This window comes from Deinococcus sp. JMULE3, from assembly GCF_013337115.1.
Taxonomy (GTDB): Bacteria; Deinococcota; Deinococci; order Deinococcales; family Deinococcaceae; genus Deinococcus.
The window spans coordinates 32,802-52,989 of sequence record NZ_SGWE01000002.1 but is presented as its reverse complement, the minus strand read 5'-3'; the positions used below and the strand labels follow the sequence as shown (position 1 = coordinate 52,989).

Annotated in this window: 19 protein-coding genes; 16 read left to right on the top strand and 3 right to left on the bottom strand. The window is 66.1% G+C overall.

Annotated elements, in window-relative coordinates; translation table 11 throughout:
- Nucleotides 1-486: 486 nt before the first annotated feature.
- Nucleotides 487-1,053, bottom strand: coding sequence for a hypothetical protein (locus EXW95_RS01605; protein ID WP_078305744.1), 567 nt, complete (start codon nt 1,051-1,053; stop codon nt 487-489).
- A gap of 199 nt (nt 1,054-1,252) precedes the next feature.
- On the opposite strand from EXW95_RS01605, the gene EXW95_RS01600 reads away from it, so the two are divergent.
- The 12 genes from EXW95_RS01600 (at nt 1,253) to EXW95_RS01545 (ending at nt 12,971) form a co-directional block, all read left to right on the top strand.
- Nucleotides 1,253-2,290 (top strand): hypothetical protein, encoded by a 1,038-nt coding sequence (locus EXW95_RS01600; RefSeq protein WP_254605451.1) that lies wholly within the window; start codon nt 1,253-1,255, stop codon nt 2,288-2,290.
- A gap of 1 nt (nt 2,291) precedes the next feature.
- A complete protein-coding gene (locus tag EXW95_RS01595) occupies nt 2,292-3,131 on the top strand; it encodes a hypothetical protein (protein WP_078305742.1) in 840 nt (279 codons plus the stop codon).
- The gene (locus tag EXW95_RS01590; RefSeq protein ID WP_078305741.1) at nt 3,128-3,592 is read left to right on the top strand and encodes a hypothetical protein; all 465 of its coding nucleotides are present in this window, start codon (nt 3,128-3,130) and stop codon (nt 3,590-3,592) included. The genes EXW95_RS01595 and EXW95_RS01590 overlap by 4 nt, the downstream gene beginning before the upstream one ends.
- On the top strand, nt 3,576-4,772 hold the full coding sequence (locus tag EXW95_RS01585) for a bifunctional DNA primase/polymerase (protein WP_078305740.1): 1,197 nt from the start codon (nt 3,576-3,578) through the stop codon (nt 4,770-4,772). Before EXW95_RS01590 ends, EXW95_RS01585 begins: the two co-directional genes overlap by 17 nt.
- A gap of 185 nt (nt 4,773-4,957) precedes the next feature.
- Nucleotides 4,958-5,140 carry a hypothetical protein gene (locus tag EXW95_RS01580; RefSeq protein WP_055364262.1) on the top strand — a complete coding sequence of 61 codons (183 nt, stop codon included), beginning with the start codon at nt 4,958-4,960 and terminating at the stop codon, nt 5,138-5,140.
- Between the two features lie 157 nt (nt 5,141-5,297).
- Nucleotides 5,298-6,188 carry a single-stranded DNA-binding protein gene (gene ssb, locus EXW95_RS01575; protein ID WP_078305739.1) on the top strand — a complete coding sequence of 297 codons (891 nt, stop codon included), beginning with the start codon at nt 5,298-5,300 and terminating at the stop codon, nt 6,186-6,188.
- A gap of 387 nt (nt 6,189-6,575) precedes the next feature.
- Nucleotides 6,576-7,049, top strand: a complete 474-nt coding sequence (locus EXW95_RS01570) for a hypothetical protein (protein WP_078305738.1) — start codon at nt 6,576-6,578, stop codon at nt 7,047-7,049.
- Nucleotides 7,050-7,149: 100 nt separating this feature from the next.
- Entirely contained in the window at nt 7,150-9,153 is a 2,004-nt protein-coding gene (locus EXW95_RS01565; RefSeq protein WP_078305737.1) for a hypothetical protein, read from the top strand.
- Between the two features lie 61 nt (nt 9,154-9,214).
- The gene (locus EXW95_RS20425) at nt 9,215-10,666 is read left to right on the top strand and encodes a transcription elongation factor (protein ID WP_240501494.1); all 1,452 of its coding nucleotides are present in this window, start codon (nt 9,215-9,217) and stop codon (nt 10,664-10,666) included.
- Nucleotides 10,667-10,825: 159 nt separating this feature from the next.
- Complete coding sequence (locus EXW95_RS01555) at nt 10,826-11,482, top strand: hypothetical protein (protein WP_078305736.1); 657 nt, start codon at nt 10,826-10,828, stop codon at nt 11,480-11,482.
- Nucleotides 11,479-12,429 (top strand): hypothetical protein, encoded by a 951-nt coding sequence (locus EXW95_RS01550; protein WP_078305735.1) that lies wholly within the window; start codon nt 11,479-11,481, stop codon nt 12,427-12,429. The genes EXW95_RS01555 and EXW95_RS01550 overlap by 4 nt, the downstream gene beginning before the upstream one ends.
- Nucleotides 12,426-12,971, top strand: coding sequence for a hypothetical protein (locus EXW95_RS01545; protein ID WP_078305734.1), 546 nt, complete (start codon nt 12,426-12,428; stop codon nt 12,969-12,971). Before EXW95_RS01550 ends, EXW95_RS01545 begins: the two co-directional genes overlap by 4 nt.
- Here the strand turns inward: EXW95_RS01545 and EXW95_RS01540 are convergent.
- On the bottom strand, nt 12,950-13,480 hold the full coding sequence (locus EXW95_RS01540) for a hypothetical protein (RefSeq protein ID WP_078305733.1): 531 nt from the start codon (nt 13,478-13,480) through the stop codon (nt 12,950-12,952). The two genes, EXW95_RS01545 and EXW95_RS01540, sit on opposite strands and share 22 nt — an antisense overlap.
- A 32-nt stretch (nt 13,481-13,512) precedes the next feature.
- Nucleotides 13,513-15,270, bottom strand: coding sequence for a hypothetical protein (locus EXW95_RS20320; protein ID WP_217449152.1), 1,758 nt, complete (start codon nt 15,268-15,270; stop codon nt 13,513-13,515).
- A gap of 142 nt (nt 15,271-15,412) precedes the next feature.
- On the opposite strand from EXW95_RS20320, the gene EXW95_RS01530 reads away from it, so the two are divergent.
- The 4 genes from EXW95_RS01530 to EXW95_RS01515 are packed head-to-tail and all read left to right on the top strand — an operon-like array spanning nt 15,413 to nt 19,761.
- A complete protein-coding gene (locus tag EXW95_RS01530; protein ID WP_078305732.1) occupies nt 15,413-15,769 on the top strand; it encodes a hypothetical protein in 357 nt (118 codons plus the stop codon).
- Between the two features lie 10 nt (nt 15,770-15,779).
- A complete protein-coding gene (locus EXW95_RS01525) occupies nt 15,780-16,103 on the top strand; it encodes a hypothetical protein (protein WP_078305731.1) in 324 nt (107 codons plus the stop codon).
- Nucleotides 16,104-18,695 (top strand): VirB4 family type IV secretion system protein, encoded by a 2,592-nt coding sequence (locus EXW95_RS01520; RefSeq protein WP_078305730.1) that lies wholly within the window; start codon nt 16,104-16,106, stop codon nt 18,693-18,695. It begins immediately after the preceding gene.
- 7 nt (nt 18,696-18,702) lie between these two features.
- Complete coding sequence (locus EXW95_RS01515; RefSeq protein ID WP_078305729.1) at nt 18,703-19,761, top strand: hypothetical protein; 1,059 nt, start codon at nt 18,703-18,705, stop codon at nt 19,759-19,761.
- Nucleotides 19,762-20,188 lie beyond the last annotated feature (427 nt).

Below are 20,188 nucleotides of genomic sequence, written 5' to 3'. Positions count from 1 at the left end.
GCATCCTCTCAGCAGGGGGAACGGGCATCTGTGATCAAATCTGTCTAGACATGGAACCCCTCAATCTCTCCAAGTCTGACTGAATTATGAGTGGAATTCGCCAAAAACGGCTATATTTATCTCCAACTCTCATAATACTTATCTCCAAATTTCACTCATAATACCCCCAAAACCTCACAAAATTCTCAATATCTCCAAGTCTGACTACAAGATTAAGAAAATTTTGTTAAGTATTTCATTCTGAGTAAAAATAAGAACATGAGAATTGGAGAGATTGGGCGAAAACACCGTCCCAAACAACGAAAAGCGCATCGCCCTCCCGATCAGACTTGGAGAGAATTAATTTGACACGGTGCGCGCATGAGCCGCGTCCTCCAACACCTGAGCACAACCGGGATGTGCATGACCACCATGCAGATCCTCACGGAGCTGCGCGCGGCTGCGCCGATCTGCAAAGACCACGTTCGGACACAACTCACCCAGGGCCTAGCCGATGGCACCATCACCTGCGTGGCCGGCGTCTACTACGTCGTCACCGCCCAGATCAACGCCGCCCGGACCAACCACCTGCACCTCCTCGCCGAGGACCTCAAGCGCCACGGTCCCAGCGTCCGGCTGCCCATCATCAAACGCCTCGGGATCAGCGCGGCCTTTTTGGCCTGGCTGCTGGATGGTCCGCAGTCCATCGTGACGATCAGCCTGCACGGCAAACGCACCCGGATCCTGAGTGTCGTACAGCCCGAGCAACCTGCGCCTGACGCCAACGACCAGGACATCCAGCGCGTCCTCGACCACGTAAAAAATCTGAACGCGCGGCGGGACAGCATCACCCGCATGGTGACCGAGCTCAAGCTCGCCCGGTCCACCATCCTTCAGGCCGCCGAGCAGTTGGTCGAGCGAGGCTGCGCCGCCCTCCGCACTGGCTCGTTGCTTGTGCTGGAGTACCTCCGTGACCTGCCGGCACCCCAGCCCGCGACCGCGCCGATCACCGAGCCCTTGGTCGCCGCCACCCGCCGCGCGCCGGTGCGCCCCGCACCCCGCACGCTGGTCCACCGGCCTCACCCTCGCGGGCCGCGTGCGCCGCAGCCGCAGGGTCAAACGCCGCGTGCCACCCGGCGCACCGGTCCACCCGTGAGGGCAACCGGCCGCCCTGCTCCACCCACACGCGGCACACCGCTGGAGGTCACCTATGAGCGATTCACCCATACCAAGTCCAACCCCCGTGCTGGCCCGCCCAGCCCAACCAGTCGCTGTGCGACAGGTCGTGGAGCCGACGGTCGTAGAACCACAGATCGTGGAGCCGACGGTCAGAGAACCGCAGATCGTGGAGCCGACGGTCAGAGAACCGCAGATCGTGGAACCGAGGGTCGTAGAACCGCAGGTGCAACCCGCGTTCACGCCACCGCCCCCGGCACCCGCAGCTTCCCAGCCCACGGCACAGCTGCCCGCTCAGGGCCAGACGGCCGAGCCAGCCCCTCCAAAGCGGTCATACCGTCAGTTCGACGACATTTACATCACCCGGTTCGCGGGCATCCTCACCTACGTCCACGTGCTCAAGGACGCGCGCCTGGACGCCACGATCGGCAACTACCACTCCCAACCACAGGACGACAACTGGGTCGTGCAAGCCCTGACCGAGGCCGCTCGCCTCAGCCGCACGCGCAGCACCATTCGCATTCACACCACCGAATCCGAAATCACCAACGCCATCCGTGACCTGCGCAATAAAAGTGACGAGTACGGCGAACTCGCCCGCTCGCTGGCGAAATCCGGCAAGAGCTTCGTCCTCGCGCGCCCCGAGCGGGAATCCCCCATCTGGCGTGACCTGATGAAGCTCATGAAAGACGGCAAGATGCCCACCCCCAGCCCCCTCGTCACCTACGTCGTCCACACCGCCGCCATCACGGACTACGAACGCGTGTATACCGGCGTCGTCATGGTCGGCCTCGGCACCATCGTCGTCCACGCCACGGCGTCCACTGGCGACGATCTGATCGACGCGGAACTCAACATGATGGAATGGGTCCTCCAAGTCGGAGGCGGCGGTGGCCGCATCGACGTCCACCACTCCACAGATGGCGCGCGGCGAATCTGGGAACAAGCCGATCATCTCGCCAAGCAGGAAGGCACGCATGATCTGGGCCGCAGTGGGACCCGCCTGCGGTCCCTGGCCCGCGAGGCATTCCGCATCCGCACGCAGATCCAGGCGGCCCGAGCGCCCAATCCACTCTTCGACCGCTTTGCCCGGTTCGCGGCCAGCACGTGCTGGGCAGACGGCAACATCCTCTGACATGCAGACCCTTGACCAGTACGCGCGAACGGGGCTGATTCCAGCCCCGGTACTGGCCAGCACGGCGGCAGAACTGAAGCATGGCGGCAGCGTCCTCAACGCCCTCCACCGGCACCTGGGCGCCCAGACCGACACCGTCTGGGCGCAACTCGCCCACCGCAGCAACCGCACGTTTGTCCCTCACCCGGCCGCTGCTGGCCCGATCGACGCCCGCCTGCTGCCCCTCCACCTCGCCCTCGACCACCTGGTTCTCCCACGTGTCAGGGCCTTCACCACCATTCACCTGCTCAGCCCTGACCCGCTCGCCCGCGTGACGGACTTCGCGTCGCTCCGCGCCCACTTCAACCCACTCGTGCCGGGCGGTCAGGCCACGCTCCGCATTGATCTGGCCCCGCCCGCGACCTTCCGGGAACTCTTCACGCTGGTCTATCCGGATGCGCGCGCGCACTGGCGGGACGTGGAGGATGCCGCTGCCCTGGCGGCGCTCCTGCCCAGGTCTGCGTGGGAGAACTACCGGCCCAATCCGGAGGAAGAAGCGGACGCGCGGGCTGCCATGCTCGGCCTGCCTTACATCGACCCCACGACGTATCCGCCTACCCCTGGCGTTCTGCGAGACCACCCGGTCGTCCCCTTCACCACCAGACGCCTGTACCCCCACAGCACGGAGAACGGGCACCTTCTCGTGCTGGGCACCCTGATGCACAACGACGAGCTCCCCGCCCTGCAACACAAGGTTCAAACCCTTGAGGACGCGCTCCTGCAACCCATGAAACTCTGCCTGACCAGCCCGCGGCAACTGGCCCGCCTGCTCAGAACCCTCAGCGAGGTACACCCCGCATGACCACCACCTTCTCCAGCCAAGCCGCCCAGACGTTCCCTGAGGCTCTGCGCCCATTGTTCAGCCGCCTCGTCCACGAGGCCGTCCGCAGTGGCACGCTGGCCGCTGTGCCCGTGGCCAGTTCCGGTGAGCAGCAGGACTACCTCATGCTGCTCGACGCGAACTCCCAGGCGTGGCTCAGCGACATCAGTGCCAAAATCCGGGCCCTCCTCAAGCCCACCAACGCGCCCATCCCGGCGAACATCGCGGTGCACATTGACGCGTCCCTCCTGGCGGCCATCATTGAGGCTCGCTCTCAGCCCCGCCCGGACCGTACCCCAAAATCGACCGTGCAAGAGCGTCAACCCGGGAAACCCGCAGCCGTGACTCCGAAGAAAGGTGCAGAAGGTACCCAGCAACCCGTGGACGAGAGCCAGCCGAGCACTGAACCCCAGGTCGAAGTGAACGATGGCAGCGCTGCTTGATGAAGCCCTCGCGTGCCTGGCACGGGGGTGCTCCATCCTCCCCGTGCACGCAGGCAATGACCGGGACAAGGATCCACACAGTGCCCTGCTAATCCGGACGGGCTACCACCGTCCAGACCCTGAGAACCCCGCGCGCCTCCGGGCCAGCTGGAAGCCCCTCCAGACTGCCGCCCCCTCCGCAGAAACCGTCACGGCGTGGTTTGCCAACACGCAGAACGTCGGGATGGCACTCGTGACCGGCCGCATCAGTGGCCGGATCGTCATTGACTTCGACGGTGACGAAGGCCGCGCGTACGCCCACTCGCTGGGTATCCGGCCGCACGTCCGCACGGGCGGCGGCTATCACTGGCACTTACGGGCACCCGAGTGGCGCGTCGGGAATCTGGTCGGGAAGTCCACCCACGGCGCCCCCGACTGCGTCGACGTCCGGGGCGACGGCGGAAACGCCATCCTGCCGCCGACCGTGACCCGCAAGGGGCCTTACGTGTACCTCCGGGACCCGGCGGACATCGACACGCTCGACGACCTGCCCCTGACCCTGCGCGAAGCGCTCCGCCTGGTGCCACCACTCCCGGCGCCACCACCGATGACCGGTCCTCTCCCCCGCGGTGACGACCGATACCCCAGCAGCCGCATCCTCGACTGGGCACTCCAGAAAGTTCAGGACGGAACACTCGGTGGCCGGAACGACACGGGGTATCACCTTGCGTGGGCGCTGTACAACAACGGCTACAGCCACGCGGAAGTGCTCCAGGTCGGCCAGACGTACGTCAGCCATGTCGGGCACCAACACCCGGATGGTCGGGGGGCACCGTACACCCTGGACGAGTACCGCGCGAGCATGCGCACCGCGTACACCGCACCACGTGGCGAGCCGTGGGGGTACAGCAGCACAGATGCCCGTTCTACGCCACAGACCGCCACTCAGGCGTTGGAGGACGTATACGCCCAGCTCCCACCCGAAGATCAAGCGCGGGCGGCGCACCTGGTCGCGCGCGAGTGGGCGGCCACTGGACGGCCCATCGAGGACACCATCCGGTACCTGCGCTTGATCGGCCATGACGCGGCCCCGAAGACCGCTCGCGCGGCCTACGTCGCACACGAGCGCCGTGAAGCCATGCCCGGGTCCTTGGACACCTTCCTGCGCGCCCGGCGGGTGCGGTACGGGAGGAGCACTTGACGCGGGGGCTGGACTCTGCCAACAATGGCAGCACGAAATCCTGCAGGGTTCACCCCCTGCCCCCGTTGTCAAAACCCCACCGTTCCCGTTCGGGATTGCACGCACGTGCACGGTGGGGTTTTGCTTTGCCCGGAGGCTGCTGATGCGGCCTCCGGGCCCCACTGCAGCCTCCGGAAGGAGGCCTCATGTTCGTACTCGAATACACCGTCGGCGGCACGTCCAAGTTCCAGTTCGGGGCCTGCCCCAAGAGTCTCAGAGCAGCTGTGAGAGCACAGGAGCAAGGCACCAGCCTCGCCCTGGGCGAACCCATCCGCACCGACCGACTCCACCTCTTCCCCGCCGTTCAGGCCCGCCTGAACCACCAGTAACCCTTGTGGGTCGCCTCGAGCGGCCCGGCACCGTCCAAAGCGTGCCGGGCTCCCCCGACCGCACTCGACTTCACCCGCCCAGCTGATCCCCCTTCTCACCGGAGGGCGGACAGCCCCCGGACCTGAAGTCCTCCACACTGGAGGCAAGGAGTACACCATGGCACGAGGCATGAATCACGTTTTCCTGATCGGCGTTCTCGCTCGCGACCCCGAAATGCGCTACACCCCCAGCGGCACCGCCGTCTTCGAAGCCACCATCGCCGGTGAAGATCACATCACCGGCAGTGACGGCCAGCCCCGCAAACTCCCCTGGTACCACCGCGTGTCCATCCTCGGCAAACCCGCCGAATGGCAGGCCGAACGCAACCTCAAGGCCGGCGACGCCGTGATGGTCGAAGGCAGCGTGGAGTACAGCCAGTGGGACGCACCGGAAGGCGGCAAGCGCAGCATGGTCCGCGTCAAAGCCCAGCGCATGGAGCAGCTCGGGTACTCGCCGGAACTCATTCAGGACGCCGGAGGCGGTGTGCGGATGAGTGGCGGCATGAACGAAGTCATCCTGATCGGCAACGTCACCCGTGACCCCGAACTCCGCTACACACCCGCCGGCGACGCCGTGCTCGGACTCGGCCTGGCCGTGAACGAGACCTGGAACGACCGTCAGGGTCAGAAGCAGGAGAAGACCCACTGGATCGACGTCACCCTGTGGCGCGAACTCGCCGAACGCATGAAGGACCTCCGCAAAGGGGATCCCGTGCTCGTGCAGGGACGCCTCACCAACGAAGCCTGGACGGATCGCGACGGCAACAAGCGCAACACCACCAAGGTGGAAGCGTCCCTTGTCGAAGCGCTCGCCCGTGGCACCACCGCGCAGGGCAGCACGCCGACCCGCAGTGCCGCGCCCGCCCCCGCACGTCAGCCTGTCGCCGCCGGAGCCTCCCGCTCCAGCAGCCCGGCCCCGACGCGCCCCGCCCCCACCCACTCGGGAGGACTCGACATCGATCAGGGACTGGATGATCACTTCCCGCCCGACGAGGACCTGCCTTTCTGAGTCACCCCGTTGAGATGCTGTACGCGCCGAGTTGACCTTGTGTCCTCGAACCGTACAACAACAGCCCTATCCGGCTGGATGATCCCCGATTGACCTTGCGTCTCGGGGATTTTCTCATTGGTGGATCCGACGTGGCATTTCCCGCTGTAGCGCGGCGCAGAAGGTGCTACAGTCATCTCAGTTTCTCCGCGAAGGTCACTTCGCCCCCGTTGTCGAAATCCTGCCGGCCCCCACGAGGGCACCCCCTTTCACGGGGACCGGCAGGATTTCTCTTTTTTCGCTCAGGAGTGCGTCAGCAAGCAGTGTGCTGGCGCCCTCCCGGGCCCACACATTGATTGCTGACGCACTCCGCCTTCACCGCCCATCCGTGGGCACAAGGAGTGCGTCATGCTCATCATCACCCGTCAGCAGTTCGCCGTTGCCGTCATCGCCCTCGCCCTGATGGCCGCCGTCATCCTGCTCGACCTGCCCGCCGGTTTCGGCGTGGCCACTATCGCCGCTTTCCTCATCAGCGGTCTGATCGTCACCCTGCAAGGCTGGGAAGAGCACAGCACCCGCCTGACGCTCGTTCAGCGCAGCACGGACAACCTGAAGGATGGCCGCATGGTCATCCGCCTGCAGGCCGCTGGCCTCGCGCCCGTCACGCTGCACGTCGGCGACCTGATCGACACGATCAAGGACGCTCAACGCGAAGCGCGCTGGGACCGCATGCAGTCCAGGACCGTGCCCGTGAGCGGGTCCGTGCGTCTGATCATCCTCACGCATGGCGACACCAGTGTCGTCAACTTCCGCCCCACCAGCGGGGTCGGTTACCGGGTCATCGTGCCCACCAACCAGCTTCAGCAGCTGCTGCCCCGTTAAGCCCCGTCCACCCGATCCTTCCCGGCACGAACTGCGTGCCGGGGTCCCATACGGGGCACGGCGCTGCAGCTTCGGTCCGGACCTCCACCAGGAGCCTCCCATGACCATGAAACGTGAAATCTGGAGCGAGAAGCGCCACCAAACCGTACTTGCCGTCCCGAACGTGCTCGGGGAGGATGTGTTCCTCGAAGTGCTGCGTCAGGTAAAAAACGACTACGTCCGACTCACGGACGTCGAGACCCTGCACCTGGCCTCCATGGCCACGGAGGGAACGCCTGACCAGCAGCTCTTCGCTCGTGACCAGCTCGCGCGCAACGCTGGCCCGCTGATCCTGGAAGTCGCGTACGAATACAGCACCCGTTTCGGCGGGCTGCTCGAAGCGTATGACGGCGCCCTGCACCAGCTGAACAAGCTGCTCCCGCGAGTCACTGAAACCGAAGGCGGGAAAATCCGCCGGACCGGTTGGAACCCCAACCAGAACGGCTTCCGCTGGCTGGCCTGGGTGCAGTACAAACTGCCCGCAGAGATGCCCATGGCGGCCGAACGTCTGGTCGACGACAAGCGTGCCAGTGGCGCACCCGCTGCGATCGCCTCCGGGCGCTCCAGGCTCCTCGCCACGGTCGGCAACGACGGCGCCCTCTTCGACGAGTGGGTCCGTCTGGCCAAGACGACCCGTCCCGCGAGCCACCTCCCGAAAGGCCGCAAGAACCTCATCGTGAAAAAAGGCGGTCTGCGCCGCGTCACCGCGACCTTCCTGGCCGCCGGTGTCAACGGGAAGACCATCCCCACGAAAGCCCTCCCGGAAGCCCGCACCAGCGTGTTGCCCCTGACGCCCGCGTGGATCGCCCGCGCTGTGCGAGCGAATGCCCGCGCCATCCTGGCCCGCCCGAAACTGAGCGAGTCGACGATGCGGCAGGCCCGCGCACTGGCCACCGTCACGGAACTGTGGGTGAACCGGAACGCGAAAGCGCACCGCCTCGACGCCGTCACTGGCGAAGACGGCGACCAGCGTCTCGCGGACATCCTCACCGCTGAACCCGTGGCGCCCCAGCGTTACGAAGCCCCGCTCCACCAGCTGGATCAGATCCGCGCCCTGCGCGCCTACCAGCGGTTCGGCCCCATCCACGGTGCGGTCCTCACTCGCCTTCCTGTCCGGGAACTCCTTCCCGTGCACCGGAAGCGGCAGCAGGAACGTCAGGTGCGGGACCGGTTCGCTCAGTTCTGCGAGCAGGCCGGGATTCCCGGCCAGGGACATGACGCCATCGCGGCGGCACGTCTCGCGCTCACCCTGACCGGTACGCCCCTGAACGCGCCCATGGATGATGTCCGTGAAGCGCTGCGCGGCGTGCAGGCAGCCCTGCGCGGCAAGACCGCCGTCTCCCGTCCGTCCCAGCTGGGCTCCGCCCTCCTGACGGCGCTGATCGGTACCCCCCTCCAGCGTGCGTCCAAGGACGACGAAGCCGTCGCCGGTGCCCTGCACCGGGCCAACCCCACCCTCCTCTTCCGGTTCAACCTGGCGGCCGCCGTGCTCTACGGCCGGAAGCTGGACCGTCAGGGTAAGGCCGACCGGACCTTCGTGGCCGCCTGCGTGAAAGCCGGTGTGCGCATCAAACACGCGGAAGACGCACTTGATCAGCTCGCCCACGTGCCTATCACGACCCGCCGCGCCCAGCGCGTCCGGGTTCAGGGTGGCACCCGCTACGTCCGTCCCATGCAACTCGCGCTCGAAGCCTGCGCTCAGAGCGCCGACGCCCGGGCGCGCGACGCCCGACTGACCCTCCTCCGCCTGGAAGGCGAACTCGCTGCTGCTGAAGCTGCCGCGGACGTCGCCCCAGAAGCGGAATGGATCGCCGCCCTGGATCACGCCAAGGACATCCGGACCCAGTACCTGGCGGCGCATCGCGTCAGCGAAACGCTCACGAACTGCGCCGAAGCCCTCGAAGAGAGCGGCACCGACCTGAACCTGGGCCGTGCACTCCTCGCCCTGGTCGATCAGGACAACATCCTGGACGATCACCTGGCCCTACAGAACCCGCTCGCGTGGTGGGCTGACGCCTGGTGGTCCATCCCCGAAGGCGCAAGCGAAATTCACGTGCCCTTCTGAACTGAATCTCTTTCCCCATTGCGGTGGGGAGAGATCCCCCCACCGCTCCCCTGGAGCACCCATGAATGACCGACTTGATCTGGCCCAGCTCGCCCCCCACGCCCCCAAGCGGAACGTCGCCGATTTCCTTCGCCGGACCATCGACCCTGACTTCCTCGAACGCTGCGTGGACAAGCAGGCCAGTGTGGCCGCCCAGCGAGCCGCTGCCCGCAAACGCGGCGATGACGTGACGATCACGGCGCCCCTGGCCGGCGTCCTGATCGGCACAAAACAGCAGTACCCCGCCCTATACGACGCGTTCTTCGCCCTTGTGAAGGCTGGGGTCATGGCGCGCCACCAACGCACCGCGATCACCGAAGGCATGCCGTTCGCTGGCGTGAAGTCCGGTGACCGCGTGGCCGTGACGGAACGCGACTTCATTGACCCCTTGACCGTGCACACCCGCGAGGGCGTGGACATCGACCTCCGTGCCGAAAGCGCCCTGGTGCGTCTCTCCCGTTCATGGATGGAAGTGGACCGCGTGTTCAACGCGGAAACCGTCCTCTCCAGGGGTGAAGCGGGCGCGCTGGAAGCCACCCAATTCGCGCACAGTGAGTATCAGGTCCTCAGCGAGAGCCTCCTGACCGAGGTCCTCGACGTCGAAGGCCTGCTCATCCCCTGGGACGCGTCACCTCGTGACGCCCGGGTCCTCGCCGAAACCATCAGTGACACGTACCTGCGCGCCCGCGTGCTGGCCGCGCTCGATCAGATGGACGGCGTGGATGACAGCAGGCGCGTCTACCTCCACAGCGAAGGCCAACCCGCCTTCCGCGTCCGGAAGATTGCACCCGTCGAGAAGTGGAAGCCGTACACGCCCACCCCTCCTCAGCGGACCGTCCCGGAACCCACTCCCCAGAAACGGCGCCCCAGCCGGACCACCACGGCGAAGAAACGTGTGGTTTCCGTCGCGGCACACGCCGACATGCTCACCCGCCTGAGCGCCCTCCGACAGGAACGAGAGACCATCTCCGAACTGATGGGCAGCGCGATCGAAGACGGGGACCTGCGTGAAAGTGCCGCCTACGATGAAGCCCGCACCCGCATGTTCGAAACAGACGCCGCGATCAGTCAACTCGAACGCGACCTGCTCGACGTGGAACCGGGTGACGTGGACAGCAACATCGGCCGCACCTTCGAGATCACCATCGCCGGCGTCCCCAAAACTGTCCGCCTCACCGATGGACACCCCCAGATCGGCGAAGTCAGCACCGCCGGATCACTCGGTCAGGCCCTGCTCCACGCCACCGCTGGACAGACCGTGACCGTCACCTCCACGCACCACCGCCTCGTGCCCACCACCAGCCGTCAGATCATGACTGCCGGAACCGTCACGAGTAAGCGCCACGTCCCAGAAGGCGTGACCGCACCAGCCATCAACGACGTGCACACCCAGTACACGTCCACACTCGTCACCTACAAGCGGGAACAACCAGTCCAGGTTGTGAACGTGATCCACATCCTCAGCATCACCTGAACCCTCATCATCACCCCGTTGACTTCGCCTGCCCTACTGGTTGACCTTGCGTCCCAGGCCTGCACGCGAACTGCGCTCACCCGCAGAAGATGCCCCCGATTGACCTTGTGTCTCGGGGGTTTCCTGTTTCGTCACCCCTACGTCACACACACTCGGGGCATGCGACGACTCAGCACCGTGCTGTTGCCCGCCGCCCTCCTGCTGTCTTCATGCGGCAACGGGGCCTTCAGCAATCCGTTCATTCAGACCATCGAGGTCACCCTCAATCCCAGTGCCGTCACCCTCCCACCGGGCAGCTCTACACGCGTCCAGGTGACCGGCAAAGTCAGTGGCACCACTGACACCGTCACGGGCCTGAACATCACCGCCCGCGAAGTTCCGGCGGAATTGACCGTGACGCCCAGCACGGGCGCCCTGACCGTCGCCGTGCAGTCCGGGGCGGCCCCAGGGACCTACAGCGTGCCGCTGGCCGTCACTGCCACGGGCGGGAGCGGTACGGCCGTCCTGGCCGTGACGGTCACCCCCACGACCCGTACGCCGTACACCGTCAAACCCATCACGGCCCTGACGTTGCAGCCCGGCCAGCAGCGCCGAGTCTCCATCACGCCGGACCGCGCTGGAGAACTCGCTACCGACGTGCGGATCACCGGCATCACGGGCGCGCTGAGCGTCACGCGGGACACCGACCCGCTCGGCTTCACGATCAGCGCGGCCGCCACTCAGACCGTCGGAGCGTACGTCCTGCAGATCACGACGTCCGATGGCACACAAACCGTCACCACCCCACTCACCGTGAACGTTGAGGAGCAGAAATGAAAACGCGTCTGAAGATGGTCATCCTGGGAGCATCACTGGCCTTTGGCCTCGCCTCCGCAGCTCCAATGGAGGCCCCCCAGAACACGTACATGGGCGGCAGCATCACCCGCGAGTACCGCGCCAGTGATCTGAAGCAGGCGTACGGGATTCTCGATATCGCCATGGGCGAAATCTGGGTGCTCAATCTCCCCGATGACGTGGTGGATGTCATCACGTCCCGCGAGGGCGTCCTGCAGTTCTCCCAGCGCGGTCAACGGGTGGTGATCGGAGCGACGGCCAGCACCGGCTCGTACCCGATCCTGGTGATGACGGCTGACAGCGTGTACTTCTTCCAGGCGCGCCTTGCGCCGTCCCGCGGTGGCGGTGTGCGGAACATCATCGTTCGCGCTGATCAGGCGCCGGAACCCGAGCAGCAGATCCCCGGCTTCCCCACTCAGGCCGCACCCACCAACGCGCTCCCGCAGACCAGCGTGCCAGCTCCGGCCACGGCCTCCCGTGCAGTCGCTGCAACCCCCACTGCATCTGCCCCCACTGCAACCGTTCCTCGGACGACGACCTCCACGCCGACCAGGGCGGTCACGTCGCAGGTCACCCCACAACCCGCCGTCTCTCCTGTGTCCGTGCCCGTGTCTCTGCCAGCACGGGCGGACGTCGAGTTTCGCGCCCTGACCAACGGGCAGCAGACGAGGGTCTACTACCGGATTACCAACTCCGGGAGCGTCCCGGTCACGTTCGACGAACGGCGCCTCACTCTGAACGGCGTTCAAGGCCTGGGGGCGACGGACGCCGTGGTGCGCGTCAACCCAGGCGAAACGAAGTACGGTCAGGTCGATCTGACCACTGCCCCCACCAGCATCAACGCCCAGTGGCAGGGCAGCAGCGTGGACGGGCAGGCGGCCGCTGAGGTCTTGCGGACGGTCACGGTCGAGCGCCTGGGTGCCAGTTGAGTGAACCCCTGAACCGGGAAACGTCCGCCGATGCTCTGGCGGACGTTTCCTCTCTCCTGCACGACCTGGCCATCGGGAGCCGCCGACTCGCGGATCTCGATGGCCGCGTGGACGTGGCCGCCCTGGTCCAGCAGGACCTCCTGCGGGTCGTGCACGGCGTCCTCGGTCCTGTGGTCATCCTGGGTACGGCTGGCCGGGCGGCGTGCCAGCTCACGAACCCGAAACCCCTCTCCGCGAGCACGGCTACGGATGAAGTGGCGCTGCGCGAAGCGACCCTCATGGCCGTCGCGCGTGGGTACACCGTGACCCTTGTGGGGTCCCGCTCACTGCGCCTGAACGATGCCGCCGGGCGAGAGCACGTGCTCTACATCCGCGTGTCGAGTGGGCCCCCCAGCACGAAGTGGGTGGCCACCCTCATCCGGCGGCACCGCAGCACCCTCCGACTGCACTCCAGCACGCTCATTCTGGTCGTCACCCGGCCCGAGAACTACGACCGGCAGGTCCAGTACCAGCGTCACCTTCAGGTCTGGGCACTCCAGTAGTCCACCGTGATGACCTCTACGTGCGGGTAGTCCGCCTTCATCCGGGCGGATCGGATCGCGCTGGGGGTCGCCCAGACCAGTCTGCTGTACGGTTCGAACTGACGCACCTTGCGGCGGATCGTGCGGCGGTCGTATCCCGCGTCGTACTCCATGGCGACCAGCTCTTCCCCGTCCTTCATGACAGCGTCCGGTCGGTGAAAACGGCCGCCCCGGTCAATCGTCCACTGCTCGGCACTCGCGGCCAGCTGCCACCGCATGGCCGCTGTGCCTGCCGCGTGGGACAGGGAGCTGATCGGCGCGTCCCGCAGCCTGGAGTCCGAGGCTGCGCGAAACGTCACGTCCACCGTCCAGGAGCTCTTCCGCATGGGCTGCACGGACAGGGTCAGCCCAGGGAAACGCGTGCCGTCCAGCCCCACCCTGGATAGCATCGCGTCGGTCAGCACGTCGTCAACTGCGAGCAGCTCCTCGATCGCCTGCCGATTCCGGTTCGCCTGAGCGAGCCGGTCCATGGGCGTGGGGCGAGGGCTGGGAGGTGATTGAATCACTTCACGCTCACGTCGATTCGGATGGCGAGCGGCTCTCCGGCGGGCAGCTGTCCGAAGGGCACGACCTGCGCTTTGGTGTCCGGCACGACGAACGCCTGGGCCAGGTTGCCGCCCAGCGCGAGCCAGAAGTTCTGCGGGCGCTCCTGCGTCGTGACCAGGCCTGACGCGGAGTACGTCGTTGACTTGGCCGACTGGGACTGCACGAAGGACTGAACGCCAGTGAGCAGGCCATTCAGCGCCGTCCTGGCGGCATTCGGTGACGCGGTCCGCACGCGCCCGCCAATACCAGGGCCGTCCGACGACTCCACATAAGCAGTGACAGGTACCTGCGTGCCCGTCTGCGTGAGCAGCATCGTGAAGGCCAGCAGGATCCGTCCACGGTCATCGAGGGAAGCCGTGCCCCGCCACATCGCCCCGTCAGCAGAGCGTGCCCAGACGGGATGCGTGACTCCGGGATACACGGCGACCGGTGTCGTCAGGGTCGCTTCCACCACACTCCCCGGCATGGCCACACTGCGGGCATCACCGGCCACCTGAGGAGCTGCGGAGGGCGTAGGGGCGGGTGAAGACGCAGGGGTGGCCGGGGTGGAGAGTTCGGGTTGCACGGTACGCCCCGAACTCGTGGACACGAAGCCGCCCGTCGTGGTGGCCTGCGAAGTCGCAGTGCTCGCGCTGACCAGGGCACCCGACTGCGCGGGCGTGGCAGCAGCACTGGAAACGAGACCGCCCGTCGCGTTGGCAGATGGCCGCTCCGTGGCCGCGCGAGACACCAAGCCCGTCGCCTGGGGTGCAGCCGATGCCGCAGGCGTCGTGGAAGTCAAGGCCGCACGCGGGGTCGCTGGCGCGGGCGTCGTCGCCACGACCGCGGGACGGGTCTCCGGCTGACTGGCTGCCCCTGCAGGTTGCTGGGAGATCAGGGCCTGTCGTTCGACGGGTGCCGCAGACGCAGCAGGGGCTACCCCGGTGAAGGCAGACGTAGGGGTGACCGTCACGGGGGTGGCCCTGGCCGTCACGGGCACGGGCGCCGCCGTGATCGGCTGCGGGGCCGCAACTGAACCCCCGTACGGATCAGGGAGACGCGTCGACGTGACGGGCACCGGCGTAGGGGTGACGGGCGCAGAGGTGACTGGCATGGGCGTCACGTCTGGGTATGCACTCTGCACGGGCGTGACCGGCTCGACTGGTGCTGGCGCAGCAGGCGTAGGGGTGACCGGTGTCGGCGAGATGGGTTCCGGTGCAGCCACCGGCGTGCTGCTCGGCGTGATCGGCTCAACAGGTGTGGGGGTGTCCTGCGTACTCTGCGGCAGGCTACTGGTCGGCGCGGCCGCGACCGTGGGGGTGACGGCCTCCGACACGGCCTCTTCACTCTTGGATGCGGCGGCCTTTTTCTCCGGCATGACCGCCGTGATCAGCACGGCCGCAAGCAGCAGGCCTCCGGCGCCCACGACGAACGTGGCCGGACGCACCCGCCCCTTCCCTCGTGCACTTTTCCCCTGAGCTCGCTGGAACTGCGTGGTCAGGACCGTCATGGCGTTGCCCTTCTGACTCGCCTTCCCGAACAGCTCGCGGGCCTCCTCAGCCTGCTCGTCGATCACGGCCTCATTGATCCGCCGGGCGAGCGTGGCGTCCTGAGCGGAGACCTGCCCGAGGAAGGTCGAGAATTCGGGGCTCTCCGGCTCGACCAGCGTCAGGTCGGGGTCCAGGGCATGGAGTTGACGTTCGATCTCGGCGCGGTGTTCAGCGTGATATGGCATGCCGTCAGCGTGCCTGTCCTCGGGGTGACGACATGCACCCCGAATTTCCACGCGCATCTGGAATACCCCCGAAGGGGGGGGTACTTCCCCTGCGTGGGCGGTCACCCCTACGTCCCTCACGGTGCGGGATGGAGGTCCACCCATGAACACTCAGAACCCTGTCCGCCCCGTTTCCGCCCTGCACGCCGTGAACGCCCTGTACCTGCGCCTCGTGGTCCTGCTCACCCTCGCCGTCACCTCAAGTGCGTTCGCGCAGGCCACCCCCGAAGCCTTCCAGAAGAACATGGACGACAAAGCCGGGGTGTTCTGCAAGTACGTGAACATCCTCCCCCAGAGCAAGTGGGTCACGCTGGTCGCCCTCGTGTTCTTCATCATCGGCGCGATCCTGATGATCTTCGGCGGCCGCGGCGGCAACGTCTACCTCTTCCGGGGCATCGGCGCCGTCGTGATCATCCCCGCCCTGATCTCCCTGGGCGCGTCGTTCGGCATCGTCTGCTGACGGACCACGTATGGACGAGATTCCATTCCCACAGTACCGGAAGGGGGTCCCGAAGGCGGGCCTGGACGAGGTGACGCATTTCATGCTCGCCGTCGTCCTGGCCGCCTTCCCTTACTTCTTCATGCAGCTCCTCCTCGGCGACTGGGGGTTTGCCCCGGTCGTCTCGGGTGCCGTCGCGTGGGCCTCGTTCCGGTTCGTGACGGTGCCCATTGTCCGCTACATCTTCCAGCAGCTTCCCCCCGTGTTCCTGGAGCATTACGTCGCCACCGTCTACTTCCGGGGCGGCCTCACCACCCGTCCGGACCCGGAACCCATTCCCTTCAAGGTGGACTGAATGCCCTACCACGACGTCGGCAACGCCCTGAAAGTGGCGGAGAACCAAAGTAACCTCACCCAGCAGTTGACGTACCACGGCCTCGAGAACGGCACGGTCTTCACGCTCGACAACAAGATGACGTTCGGGCTGAACGTCGATCTCCTGTCCGCGGCCCGGGCCACGCCGGACGTCCGGGTGGCCAATCGGGACCGCATCATGGCCGCGATTCAGGGAGCGCTGCCTGCCGGCGCCGTGGTGCGCTTCTACCTGGACAATCGCCCGGCCACCCGGACGGCACTCGCCCAACTCGCGCCCATCGAGCGGGATGGCAGTCCCGTCGAGCGGATGCTCCAGGCGAATCACGCGGTCCTCGAACGCATGCGGCGTGGCCACTGGGTCAGCGACAGCTCGGCCTACTTCACGGTGACCCTCACCGTGCCCGGCCGACCCAAGAAGACGCCGTACAAGGACGTCAACCTGCAAGCCCTGGTCTCCAAAGCGGCCACGCTCCAGAGTCGCCTCGCCCGGCAGCTCACCCTCGGCGGTATGCGCACGAGCCCCATGTCCAGTGACGACGTCTGGGCGCGTATCGTCGATTACTTCAACCCGGGTATGGCCAGCGCGGAGAAACCCGTCTATCAACGGGATCTCGACGCCGGTGACCTGGCCGCCTACCGCGTCGGCCAGAAGCTCAAGAACAATCCCAAGGCGCCACGTCCCTTCGTGGCGACCATGCGCGCCCAGGTCGCGTGCAGCGGTATCGATCTGGACCATGACGCCTGCTTCACCGTCGGCCACACCCGGGTGGGCATCGTGTCGTTCCTCAAGCCGACCCGGAGCACCCACGTCGGTGCCACGGAAGAAATCATCCAGGCCCTGGGCGGCACGCACTCCACGTTCATGGTCGAGTACCTGGTCGTGGACGCCCCGAAAGTCCGCGCGCAGATCAACGAGTCACTGGACAAGCAGGAAACGGCTGCCAGTGATCCCTCCATGAAGGCCGGGCGTGAAGTGTACACGCGCATCTCGGAAGGGACGGCCCTGGTGCAGGCCCTGGAGATGGGGCAGGTCCTCACGGAAATGAGCATGCACGCCATCATCTTCGCTCGCTCTCAGGAGGAACTGGACGAACGGCGTGAGCGGACACTCGCGGCCTTCAGTTCGGTCGGGGGCTGCATGCCCCGCATCGCGTCGCACGCGGACGGCATTCACCTGTACCTGCAGAATGCGCCCTTCAGCGGGAAGCGCAGCGCGTATCAGGTGGCGGCGTACTACCGGAACGCGGTCGATTGCATGCCGCAGGCTGGTCCATGGTCGGGAACGCGTGAAGGCGTGCTGCCCCTGCGAGGCCGACGGGGCAACGTGTTCTCGATCTCGCCAGTCGCACCGGGTATCCGCAACGCGGGCGTGGTGGTAGCGGGCAGCAGTGGCGGGGGGAAGAGCGTTCTGATCTCCATGCTCGCTGCCGGGCTGGTGCACCGACATCAGGCCTCCCTGACGGTCGTCGACCCGAAACGGGACTACCTCCCACTCTTCACGGCGCTTGGTGCCGCCGATGCCATCGTCAGCATCAAGCCCAACGCCCGGCTCCCCTCCGGCGAGCGGGTCCGCATCAATCCATTCGATCTTCGCGATGAGGACGACACGGTCACTGCCGAAAAAATCTCGTACCTGCTGGAGTTGATGCGCGCCCTGCGCATCAACGACCTGAGTGGGCGGCGCGTCAGCATTCTGCACGAGGCCATCCAGGTGTTCTACCGACGGTTCTCCCGGCCCGTGGACCGGGGCGGTGAGGTGGTCGACCGCTACACGGGCGAGGGGACCCTGACGGACTTCGCGGACATCATTTCGCGTCTGAACATCGTGGGGGACAAGCCCGTCCAGTCCGAGTCGGAGCTGCGCCGTGAGGTGAGCGACGTCGCCAACGAACTCCGGGCCTACACCACCGAAAAAACGCCAATCGGGAGCCTGTTGGACGGCCCCACCACCGTGAACGTTCAGTCCCGGTACCTGTACCTCGATATCAGCGGCATGATTGACCACCCCCAGCTCCTGACCATCGGGACGCTGCTGACCAACGAACTCGTCTGGAATCGAAGCATGAACATGGAAGGCCGGAAGGTCATCGTCATAGAAGAAGCGGGGGTCGCGAAGGAGCTTCCCGGTCTCGTCCAGCTCACCAACCGCCTGTTCATGACGGGCCGTTCCCTCGGGATGATTCCCATCCTGGCCATGCAGAACATCGAGACCGCAAAAGCCTATAAGGACGTCGTCAACAACGCGAACACCCGCATCCTGCTGGAGAGCAAGCCGTCCGAGCGAGAAGATGTCGCCGCACTCTTCGATCTGAATGCGTCCATGCGTGCCCTGTACGCCTCGCTGAGCGGCGAAGCGAACCGGTTCCGCGAGGTCCTTGTCCTCCAGAACGGCGGGAGTGGGCACCTGGACGGCGATGTCGGCCAGCTGTGGCTCTCCCGGGAGGCGTACTGGATGAGCACCAGTGAAAAGGAGGAAGCAGACTACCGGGCCCACGTGGCGGCAGAACTGTACGCCGGGGATGAAGCCCGGGCCGCCATTCACATCGCGCAGGAGGAGCAGCATGCCGCATAGACCCGCAGTGACCCGAACACTGGCGCTCACGGCCTTCATATCCGGCCCCGCACTCGCCCAGGACGACATCCTCGACCCCATCAGCGGGGCGCTCGACGGCGCCAACAACGTCATGATGACTGTCGACAGCACGATCGCCATGCTCTCCAAAGCCATTGATCTACTCACGATGGTCCCCGTCATCGGGCCGTTCGCGCAGATGCTCAAACCCATCGTCAATACCTACATGGACATGAAGACGACGATCATGCCCATCATCGACGCCGGGAACCGTGGCATGGCGTACGTCAAGCAGATCAACGAAGCCCGGAACACGGTCCGGCAGATGTTCAGTAACAGCAACTTCTCCGACCGCGTGAACAGCATCAACAGCCTGGTCGGGCAGTTCGGCGGCCTGAGTTCCCTGAATGGGAACGCCCGCACCATCGACCCGAACGACCCCCGGGGCAGCGTCGCGCGCATCCTGTCGTCAGCAGACCAGCAGATCGCGGACGTGCGCTCACAGATCAGCCAGGCCCAGTCCCAGCGGGACATGCCGAGGTACCGTGCCCTCGTGCAGCGGGAGGAGGAACTGAAAGGCCTCCGCACCCGCATCCGGCAGGCGGGTGAAATGGCCGCCAGTCAGCGAGACTCGATGAAACTCGTGACCCGCACCAGTCAGGTGGCCGCGGACGCCGCCCGCCGCGCGCCCGGGCAGGCCGCGAACCTCCAGGCGACCCTGAGTGCCGAGGGGGCCCTGAAGATCCTGGGCACCATGGCCATCGAGCAACTGAACGTCAACGCGGGTGGGTTCGATGCCCTCAGTCAGCAGCTCGCCACGATCAGCCAGAACCAGACCATCACGAACGAGCAGAACGACCAGCTGCTCAGTCACTTCCAGCAGCAGGAGCGGGAGCGGACCGCGCGGAACCGGCAGCTCATCGAGGAGACCACGCGCCGCCAGGAGGAAGAGTACAAGTCCATGGTCAAACGCACGGACCTGCTCGCGGACAGCATCGGGCAGACACTCCGCCCGAGTGATGAGCGGCGCAGTGACATCCGCAGCCTGATGGGCGGCAGCAAGTGATTCGTGCGCTGCCCCTGCTGGTCCTGCTTGCCGGGGTGGCGCACGCCGCAGGCACCCCCGTCGAGTGCCCCACCGCAGCCGTCGCGTCAACCGCTGACGTGACCCTGAGTGCGTTCCTCCCCAACGCGCCCTGCCTCTTCGCTCAGAACATCGACCTCTGGGCACGGTGGGGCCTCTGGACTGGCATGGCGACCGTCGGCCTGACCCTGACGGCCGCGTTCTTCTTCTGGAAGCTCTTCGCCGCGGTCATGGGTGGGGCGCCGGAGAAGGCGCTCATGCCCTTCATGATCGCCGCCGTGATCGGCCTGCTCGTGTCCCCCGCCCGGGAGAACAAGGGACTGTTGCCCGACATTCAGGCCAGTGCCATGGAAGGATTCGTCAGCCTGTACAGCATGTCAGCAGCTGTAGGCACCCGCGCCATGACGGA

What these genes read in the sequence shown, in the direction of transcription:
- EXW95_RS01585 (WP_078305740.1), top strand. Translation starts at nt 3,576, where the DNA reads ATGGCAGCGCTGCTTGATGAAGCCCTCGCGTGCCTGGCACGGGGGTGC.
- ssb (WP_078305739.1), top strand. Translation starts at nt 5,298, where the DNA reads ATGGCACGAGGCATGAATCACGTTTTCCTGATCGGCGTTCTCGCTCGC.
- EXW95_RS01580 (WP_055364262.1), top strand. Translation starts at nt 4,958, where the DNA reads ATGTTCGTACTCGAATACACCGTCGGCGGCACGTCCAAGTTCCAGTTC.
- EXW95_RS01570 (WP_078305738.1), top strand. Translation starts at nt 6,576, where the DNA reads ATGCTCATCATCACCCGTCAGCAGTTCGCCGTTGCCGTCATCGCCCTC.
- EXW95_RS01530 (WP_078305732.1), top strand. Translation starts at nt 15,413, where the DNA reads ATGAACACTCAGAACCCTGTCCGCCCCGTTTCCGCCCTGCACGCCGTG.
- EXW95_RS01590 (WP_078305741.1), top strand. Translation starts at nt 3,128, where the DNA reads ATGACCACCACCTTCTCCAGCCAAGCCGCCCAGACGTTCCCTGAGGCT.
- EXW95_RS01540 (WP_078305733.1), bottom strand. Translation starts at nt 13,480, where the DNA reads ATGGACCGGCTCGCTCAGGCGAACCGGAATCGGCAGGCGATCGAGGAG.
- EXW95_RS01595 (WP_078305742.1), top strand. Translation starts at nt 2,292, where the DNA reads ATGCAGACCCTTGACCAGTACGCGCGAACGGGGCTGATTCCAGCCCCG.
- EXW95_RS01555 (WP_078305736.1), top strand. Translation starts at nt 10,826, where the DNA reads ATGCGACGACTCAGCACCGTGCTGTTGCCCGCCGCCCTCCTGCTGTCT.
- EXW95_RS01550 (WP_078305735.1), top strand. Translation starts at nt 11,479, where the DNA reads ATGAAAACGCGTCTGAAGATGGTCATCCTGGGAGCATCACTGGCCTTT.
- EXW95_RS01565 (WP_078305737.1), top strand. Translation starts at nt 7,150, where the DNA reads ATGACCATGAAACGTGAAATCTGGAGCGAGAAGCGCCACCAAACCGTA.
- EXW95_RS20425 (WP_240501494.1), top strand. Translation starts at nt 9,215, where the DNA reads ATGAATGACCGACTTGATCTGGCCCAGCTCGCCCCCCACGCCCCCAAG.
- EXW95_RS20320 (WP_217449152.1), bottom strand. Translation starts at nt 15,270, where the DNA reads ATGCCATATCACGCTGAACACCGCGCCGAGATCGAACGTCAACTCCAT.
- EXW95_RS01525 (WP_078305731.1), top strand. Translation starts at nt 15,780, where the DNA reads ATGGACGAGATTCCATTCCCACAGTACCGGAAGGGGGTCCCGAAGGCG.
- EXW95_RS01520 (WP_078305730.1), top strand. Translation starts at nt 16,104, where the DNA reads ATGCCCTACCACGACGTCGGCAACGCCCTGAAAGTGGCGGAGAACCAA.